This is a genomic window from Methylibium sp. (assembly GCF_013817365.1).
In the GTDB taxonomy this organism is placed as follows: domain Bacteria; phylum Pseudomonadota; class Gammaproteobacteria; order Burkholderiales; family Burkholderiaceae_C; genus Methylibium.
This window is the reverse complement of sequence record NZ_JACDCU010000455.1, coordinates 1-3,095: the sequence shown is the minus strand read 5'-3', so window position 1 is coordinate 3,095 and position 3,095 is coordinate 1. Positions and strand designations below refer to the sequence as shown.

Here is a 3,095-nt window from a genome sequence, read left to right as displayed (position 1 = left end):
GTGGCCACGCACAACAAGCTGTACTGCCACGCGCAGCGAGCCGGCGACGTGACCTGGAACACCGCGAACAGCCGCTACCGGCGCATCTTCAACGACCGCACCGGCCTGGCCTCGGCGCGCAACACGAGGCCGTTCCTGCTGCAGACCTACCGGCGCGACATGGGCGGCGGAAACTTCGTGGTGATGAAGGAAGTGGCCGCACCGATCATGGTGAACGGGCGGCACTGGGGCGGGTTGCGGCTGGCGTTCAGGTTCTGAGCCACTTTACGCTTGGCAGACGGCGCCCTGCGGGGCGCCGTTTGCCTTTCAGCCGGTTCACTGTGCGGCGGGCGCGGCTCAGCCTCCAACGTCCTTCGCCGCCATCGCAGGCAACGGCTCGAAGCACCTCGCCAGGCGCCTGATGGCAAGAGCCGACAAGCCTTGATCCTCGAGACAGTGGCGCCACTGATCAACGACCGCGGCTTGAACGTCGCCGACGATCCCCAGCGCTGCCGCCTTCGTGAGATCGAACGCAGCATGACTGCTCATGATGTTGTCGATTCCCGGTGCGTGCCCGCCATCGCCGATGGCAAGCGCCTGAAAACGCCGACTCGTGCCATGAATGCGGGGAACCAGGTCGAAGGCGGGCGCGAGTCGGTAAGTGCCCGGGCTGGCGTTCGGGTCCGCGATGAAACCGTGATTGCGATCGTGGTCGTCGGTGTTGGATGTCGCACAGTTGAAAACCATGCGGCGGAACAGGTCGTGCCGGTCGTTCAGCGGATGCGAACTGTAGCGACCGAGTTCGCGCGCGAGCCGCGGGTAGGAGCCGGCGAAGCTGTACGCCTGCACGGTCGGTCGGGAGGCAAATACGGAGCGAGCGCTCAAGTAGGCATCGCGCGCCCATCCCGACGGGTGCGCTTCGGAGGCGATGAGCGTGCGGTCGAAACGCCCCACGAGGAGCACGTCGCCGCCGTCGAGGCTCACGACGCGGGCCTGCACCGTGCCGATGCCGCACCGTGACGCGAGATCGAGCATTGCAGCCTCGAGCCGCGCCGCCGGGATCTCAGGATCGTCGCGACGCGACGGCAACTTGGCGAGCCACTGCGCGCCGTCGTGCGCCATGGTCAGCTTGGGCCGCGCGCCGCCCATCGCGGTGTTGAGCATGATGCGGTCCTCCAACTCGGGCGGGATCGACTGCCCCGCTTCGAGCCCCACCACGATGCGCAGCGCATCGTCGAGCAGCCCCAGGCCCGGAAGCGGGGCCGATTCCCGCCTGAGTGGCGGCCGCTCGGCGTCGTGGGCGCTGAAGGAAAGGTTGCCGACCCGGTCGTCCAGGGAGTGCAGGAGGTATCCGACCGGGAAATCCTGCTTGCCGTGCCGGCGGTCGATGACATAGCGACCCCAGTCGTCGGGGATCGCATCGGAGACGACCCCGAAGCATCCTTGGTCGGACGCGGTCTCGAACAGCCGGTCGCCGTGGAGCGGCAAAGCGACCGGATCGATCGCGAGCGCCTGCGGGTTGGCGAGATAGCTGCGGCCGTAGACGAAGCTGCCCACGGCGCGATCAGCGGTGAGCTAGTGATCGAAGCGGCCGCACAGCGTCGGCTCGACGTCGCCAGGCAGGTAGACCCAGACGTACGCGGCCTGCGGCAGCTTAGAAGTCATTGTCGACCTTCCTCTGCACCCGAACACGTTTGGTCTGCGCAGACAACTCCAGCGAGAGCCCGTCGCGGTCCAGACCGGGATCGGCCACGATGGACACCTCCTGCTCGAGCCCGAGCGCCCACAGCGCACGCAGATAGGCGCCAAGGCCCGTGCCAAGATCGCCGCGCTCGATGGCTTCCACGGTCGAGCGGGACAGGCTCGTCCGTTCGGCGAGGTCCATCCGGCGGAGTTTCCGGCGGGTTCTCGCCGCCCGGATGCGTTCCCCGAGCGCCTTGGCCTGGAGAGCAACTGCCTCGGGCGTTGGGGAGGTCGGTGAGCGTGCCATAAAACGCATTGTGCGTTTTACTGCCTTCTATAGCAAGCTTAAGGCATCGTTTTGGCTGGGAGTCTCGCTGATCAGAAACAGCCCGGCAGGCGATCCGCCGCCCTACCCAGCCCGCCCCACAATCGCTGCCGTCGCGATCAGCTCTTCCAGCAGCGCCATCGACACCTTGCCCGAGACCGTGAACGGATCGAGCTGCGGCATCTCGCTGTACTTCAGCACGATCGACGGATTGACCTTGGCCATGTTCACCTGGCCCATCGTCCAGCCGGCGAAGCGGCGCTCGGCGACCTCCTCGAAGTGCAACACCGCCACGTTGCGGTGGCGCGGGTCGCAGGAGATGCGTGTGTAGAGCGTGTTGACGGCGTCGCGACCGCCTTCGAGCACCTGCAGGAAGGTGTCGCCGCAGTGGCACAGGATGCCGGTGACGCCGAGCGCCGGGTTGTGGGCCCGGGCCTGCGCGAGGATCTCGTCGATGACGACGGGCGTGACCGGCTCGGCGGCGCGGCTGGCGTAGAGCAGACGGACGAGCATGGCTTCAGTCCCTTCGGTTGCCGACAAGCGAGAGGAACTCGCGGCGCAGGCTGGCATCCTTGAGGAAGCTGCCGCGCATCACGCTGTTGATCATCTTGGCGTTGGTTTCCTTGACGCCGCGCCAGTGCATGCAGAAGTGGTCGGCCTCCATCACGATGGCCAGGCCGTCGGGGCTCACCTTGTCCTGCAGCAGATCGGCCAGCTGGATCACCGCCTCCTCCTGGATCTGCGGCCGACTCATGATCCAGTCGGTCAGGCGCACGTACTTGGACAGGCCGATCAGGTTGGAGTGCTCGTTGGGCATCACGCCGATCCACACGCGCCCGATGATCGGGCACAGGTGGTGCGAACAGGCGCTGCGCACGGTGATCGGGCCGATGATCATCAGCTCGTTCAGGCGTTCGATGTTCGGAAACTCGGTGACCGGCGGCTGCGCGATGTAGCGGCCCTTGAAGACCTCGCTCACGTACATCTTGGCGACGCGGCGGGCCGTGTCCTGCGTGTTGTGATCGCTCTCGGTGTCGATGACCAGGCTGTCGAGCACGGCGTGCATCTTGCCGGCCACTTCGTCGAGCAGCAGCTCGAGTTCGCCCGG

General features: G+C 66.6%; 4 protein-coding genes and 1 pseudogene. 1 reads left to right on the top strand and 4 read right to left on the bottom strand.

The genetic code is table 11. The annotated features are described in order from the left end of the window. A pseudogene (locus H0W38_RS19610) lies at nt 1–258 on the top strand (chemotaxis protein); the annotation flags it as partial. 78 nt (nt 259–336) lie between these two features. On the opposite strand, the gene H0W38_RS19605 reads toward H0W38_RS19610, so the two are convergent. From H0W38_RS19605 to folE, 4 genes are all read right to left on the bottom strand, one after another. Next, entirely contained in the window at nt 337–1,536 is a 1,200-nt protein-coding gene (locus H0W38_RS19605) for a type II toxin-antitoxin system HipA family toxin (RefSeq protein ID WP_292457315.1), read from the bottom strand. Between the two features lie 97 nt (nt 1,537–1,633). Beyond that, a complete protein-coding gene (locus tag H0W38_RS19600; protein WP_292457317.1) occupies nt 1,634–1,969 on the bottom strand; it encodes a helix-turn-helix domain-containing protein in 336 nt (111 codons plus the stop codon). 102 nt (nt 1,970–2,071) lie between these two features. Beyond that, nucleotides 2,072–2,500: a BLUF domain-containing protein gene (locus H0W38_RS19595; protein WP_292457313.1), complete on the bottom strand. Its 429-nt coding sequence runs from the start codon at nt 2,498–2,500 to the stop codon at nt 2,072–2,074. Between the two features lie 4 nt (nt 2,501–2,504). Next, on the bottom strand, nt 2,505–3,095 hold a 591-nt coding region (folE, locus tag H0W38_RS19590; protein WP_292457310.1), incomplete at its 5' end, for a GTP cyclohydrolase I.